This is a genomic window from Microcystis sp. T1-4 (assembly GCF_000297435.1).
Taxonomy (GTDB): Bacteria; Cyanobacteriota; Cyanobacteriia; order Cyanobacteriales; family Microcystaceae; genus Microcystis.
On sequence record NZ_CAIP01000159.1, the window covers coordinates 1 to 4,423 of the forward strand.

Here is a 4,423-nt window from a genome sequence, read left to right on the forward strand (position 1 = left end):
TCATTTTGTAATATAAAAAGTTACAAAATGAAGTGCGGAATGTCGGCTATAATCACCATAGTATTTTGCGCCCGTCTCAATTCTAGGCGCTAGACATTCTCCCTAATGCTAGGGGAAAAAGCTCCTTAAGTCTAATCACCAGCGTGACTCCGATGACTTCAACTATTGCCCCTTCTCCACTTTCACTGCCTACCCAAGATGAATTGCCCTGCGATGACGGCGTTCCCATGGAAACCCAACGACATAAACTCCAGATGGATATCCTCATTGATGCCTTGTTCCCCTGGTTAGCTGCCAGGGAAGATGGCTATGTGGGGGGCAATATGTTCGTTTATTTCAGTGCCGCACAGTTAAAAAGCGAGGACTTTCGCGGTCCCGATTTCTTTGCTGTCCTGGGGGTTCCTAAAGGGGAAAGAAAAAGTTGGGTGGTTTGGCAAGAAGGGAAAGCTCCCGACGTGGTTATCGAACTCCTTTCCGAAAGTACCGATCAACAGGATAAAACTGAAAAGAAAGCTATCTATCAAAACCGCTTGCGAGTGCCAGAATATTTCTGGTACGATCCCTTTAATCCTGAAGACTGGGCAGGTTTTATCCTCAGAGACGGCAACTACGAGCCATTATCTCTAGAGACGGGAGAAAGATTTTTCAGTCAAAGGCTAGGGTTGGCTTTGGTCCGCTGGCAAGGGGAGTATAAGGGAGTCGAGGCAGTTTGGCTGCGTTGGGCGACTTTTGCCGGCGATTTACTGCCCACGGAGTCAGAGCTAACTGAACAGGAAAGAATGCGGGCCCAACAAGAAAGAATGCGGGCCCAACAGGAGAGAATGCGGGACCAACAGGAGAGAATGCGGGCTGAGGATTTAGAAGCATTGCTTCAACGCTATCGAGAGCGTTTTGGAGATTTGCCAGAATAAATCTGGATGTTGACCGGCTAAAGTAAGCTGTTCGTAATTTAAATTGCTTGTTGAGACGAGGCAAGAGGCAAAAGGCAAAAGGCAACAGTAAAGGGATTGGGGGAGGTTCGGCTAATCTAAGAATAAGCGGGTTAAATGCGTCTTAGCTTACAATAACTCTCCAGAAAGCTAATAGGATAGGAGCATCAAGCATAGACAACCAATAACCTTAGAGAACTCTTGTTCGCTTTCTGGTGTTAGCTGGTTAAAAATTTTCTTTACAAGAAGTTGATCATCAAGTAAGATGTAACCCAGCTACATCTTAGATGGAGGCTTAAATATCTTGTCTAACTGCATTACTTATTATGGACAACATGCTGCCGCGACAGTATTCTCTCAAGTATGAAGGAGGTAGTAATTATGAATTTATCCACTCCCCTCTGGGGCAACTAAGCTAAGACGCATTTTAACCGTCTATCCTTAGATTAACTGAATCTCCCCCAATCCTTTTACCGTTGCAAGAGTGCAAGAGTTCTTCATCTCAACAAGCAATTTAAATGTGCGGGCAGCTTACCGAAATGACAAGATGAGTAAATTATTGTAGGCTAATTTCTCAATCAGACTAAAGCTGATGTTTTTTCAGTTTAATTTTATTGCTGTATTCAGCTAGATGCTCCTATAAGGCTTTTGGCTTAAGACTTTGGTATCTTGAGAAATCTGTGATGATACTCCCATTATTGATCCGGCTGTGCTATAATGTCCAAAGGATTATCAAAATGAACCCTCTAGGCTAAACCACCTGATAGAGGTTTTCAGGTGACAAAAACTCTCGATATAATTCAAATTTTAAAGTTACAATATGAACTATTTTGATATTAATGACTATGTATTGTGGAGATTGTATTTAGTATTTTTTATTGGTCTTTTTATCAATATAAATATTTTTATAAGAAAGATTTATAGTGTTTTTGATCCTCTTTTGTATCATCTTGTATGGATTTCTTCAATGAATGCTGTTCTGCTCTGAGTTTTACACACTTTAGTTCCTCCCGCCAAATCGCCTCTTGACAAATGACTGACTTCCTTAGAGGATGCCCGAAAAGTCATAATCGAGACGCTTAAACGGTAGAGATACTCCTAAATTACCTTTGCAAGAGGTCTATTATGAAAAAAATTATTAATCGTATATATCCTAGCAGCTTGACAGCAGCTATGTTGCTTGTATATTCTGGCTCGGTATTGTACATAATTCCTTGGCAGTCTTTCTCTCATTTGAGGGTATTCTTGCCCGTAATCACTACTGTCTTATTTTGGGATTTACTTAGGGAAAAAATTAAATTAAATAAATTCGACTTAACTTTGTGTGTGATGATTCTTTTTCTCGCTCTTATTAATTTTTCCGTGTCAAAATTTGGCATTGCCTTGTTGATCGTTATCTTATTAATTACTTTTCGTCATCCTCAGGAATTAAGCCGAAGATACCTGACGTTTTTATACCTATGTTTTTTGATATCTATAATATACCAATTTTTAACTTTCAGGACAGAAATATATGAATATATACCTTCTAGCTTATATAGATTTTCGTTGTATACTATTCCAGACCCTAATTTTTCTGGTCTATTTATTTTATTATTTTTCTTCTTTTGCTGGAAAAATAGTTTTAAGGTAGGAATTTTGCTGTCAATCATAAGTATTTTTTTGTTGTCCAGTAGAGGATATTTAATTGCTATGCTAATTTTTATGTGTGTGCTTACCTTAGAAAAATTTAGTCCCAGGTTTTTTATAAATAAAAGATTCTGGTTACTTACAAATCACAAAAGATATTTTTTGACTTTAATTTTGGTGGGCAATCTTTTAATTTTTGCGATCGGAACATTCTATGTTTACAACATAAAATTAGAAACAATTAAAATCAAAGAGACAAACGAAAGATTAAAACTAGAAAACATTGCAGATCCCAGTAATAGGGAAAGATTTTTAGCCTCCGAAAAAACAATTCAATTATTAACAGAGAACTTAGATATTTTATTGTATGGCATACCAAAATCGGCTTTTGGTGATGATATCAAACCATCCGATTCAATTAAAAAGATTCTCAACTTCAATGTGCCTCATAATAGTGTGCTTTATTTTGTTCTTAGCGAAGGAATTCTCTTTTGTATTCCTTACTTTTATGCTTTGGGTAAAATCTTGTCAAGATTATACAGTCCCGAAAACCTTAAATATATATTGCCTTATATTGTCTTTTCGCTTGTTTTACATGGGTTTTATGGTGGTGCTCCTGTGGTCTTTTGGGTTGTGACACTATCTTTGCTAGAATTTAATCCCAAAAATGGTTCTTCGTTACTTGGTATGGTTCGATAGGGGGCATAAATTGACTAAATCCTTATCTGGCAAGAGACTTAATTGATTAGTTCGCTCTAGAGGAAAAACAATTGACAAAAATCGCCAAATGCCTTTCTATATAAGGGTTCCATCCCTTATAACCCCCGTCCATTGCATAACACAAACCGAAGAGCCAAATAAAGTAATAGGAAGCAAGTTATCTTGATAAAATGAGGTAAAAAATTGATGATTTAAAACTCGATCAAACCTAGTGTTTATCTTAACTCGAATTTTTACCAGAATAATTTTAAAATCTTCCTACGACTTTCTACCTGAAGATGACGGATCAACTCTCTATCAAAACTCTTTATGAACAGGATTATTACTTATCTCGTAAACCAATTGTGCATTCGGGCAAGGCAAAAAGTCGAGCAGCAATTTACTCTTGAGATTCAAGCATCTAAGTATTTAAAGCTGTATAATGAAATATTGGAATCTTTCAAGTAAACTTGAACAGTCTTAGCCATGCTCAAAAAAACGATTAAGAAACTCTCCAGAAGTTTAGGAATTGACCTAAAAAAGTACAATTTACAAACATCTGAAACCGTGAGAATGCAGCGCCTGTTAGCCTATCACAATATTGACTTAGTATTCGATGTTGGTGCTAACATTGGGCAATATACTAAATTACTGCGAGAATTAGGCTATTCGGGTAGGATTGTTTCCTTTGAACCACTGCCCACGGAGTCAGAGCTAACCGAACAGGAAAGAATGCGGGCCCAACAGGAGAGAATGCGGGCTGAGGATTTACAAGCATTGCTCCAAAGCTATCGAGAGCGTTTTGGGGATTTGCCAGAATAAATCTAGATATTGACCAGTTAGTAACCAATCATCCCTTTGAATTAATTAAGGACTGGGGTATTGTCTATAATTACTCTCCAGAAAGCTAATAGGATGGGAGCATCAAGCATATACTTTGCACGGCTACAACTTGCATTTTTTACTCAAGGACAATAATATAGTTTAAGAGTCATAATTAGAAGCAAAGCACTCATTAAAAACATGATTAACCTAGAATTCACGGAAGAAGAAAAGAACTCACTGTATTATGAAAGATTTCATCATCCCCATCCCCGGGTTCAACTGAAGATGGAAGTTCTCTGGTTAAAGAGCCAAAAGATACCGCACAAAAAAAATTGTCAGTT

The 4,423-nt window shown here is 37.5% G+C and carries 3 protein-coding genes and 1 pseudogene; all 4 read left to right on the forward strand.

What is annotated here, in order from left to right; all coding sequences use genetic code 11:
• The first annotated feature begins 152 nt into the window (after window positions 1-152).
• On the forward strand, window positions 153-911 hold the full coding sequence (locus MICAI_RS09685) for a Uma2 family endonuclease (RefSeq protein ID WP_008201018.1): 759 nt from the start codon (window positions 153-155) through the stop codon (window positions 909-911).
• A 1,143-nt stretch (window positions 912-2,054) separates the two neighbouring features.
• Window positions 2,055-3,257, forward strand: a complete 1,203-nt coding sequence (locus MICAI_RS25835; protein ID WP_008201019.1) for a hypothetical protein — start codon at window positions 2,055-2,057, stop codon at window positions 3,255-3,257.
• 486 nt (window positions 3,258-3,743) lie between these two features.
• Window positions 3,744-4,079, forward strand: coding sequence for a hypothetical protein (locus MICAI_RS27660; protein ID WP_008201022.1), 336 nt, complete (start codon window positions 3,744-3,746; stop codon window positions 4,077-4,079).
• Window positions 4,080-4,280: 201 nt separating this feature from the next.
• Window positions 4,281-4,423: pseudogene (locus MICAI_RS25845) on the forward strand (IS630 family transposase); the annotation flags it as partial.

Bases quoted from the DNA above. Each gene is read 5' to 3' on its own strand.
- MICAI_RS09685 (WP_008201018.1), top strand. From the start codon at position 153: ATGACTTCAACTATTGCCCCTTCTCCACTTTCACTGCCTACCCAAGAT.
- MICAI_RS25835 (WP_008201019.1), top strand. From the start codon at position 2,055: ATGAAAAAAATTATTAATCGTATATATCCTAGCAGCTTGACAGCAGCT.
- MICAI_RS27660 (WP_008201022.1), top strand. From the start codon at position 3,744: ATGCTCAAAAAAACGATTAAGAAACTCTCCAGAAGTTTAGGAATTGAC.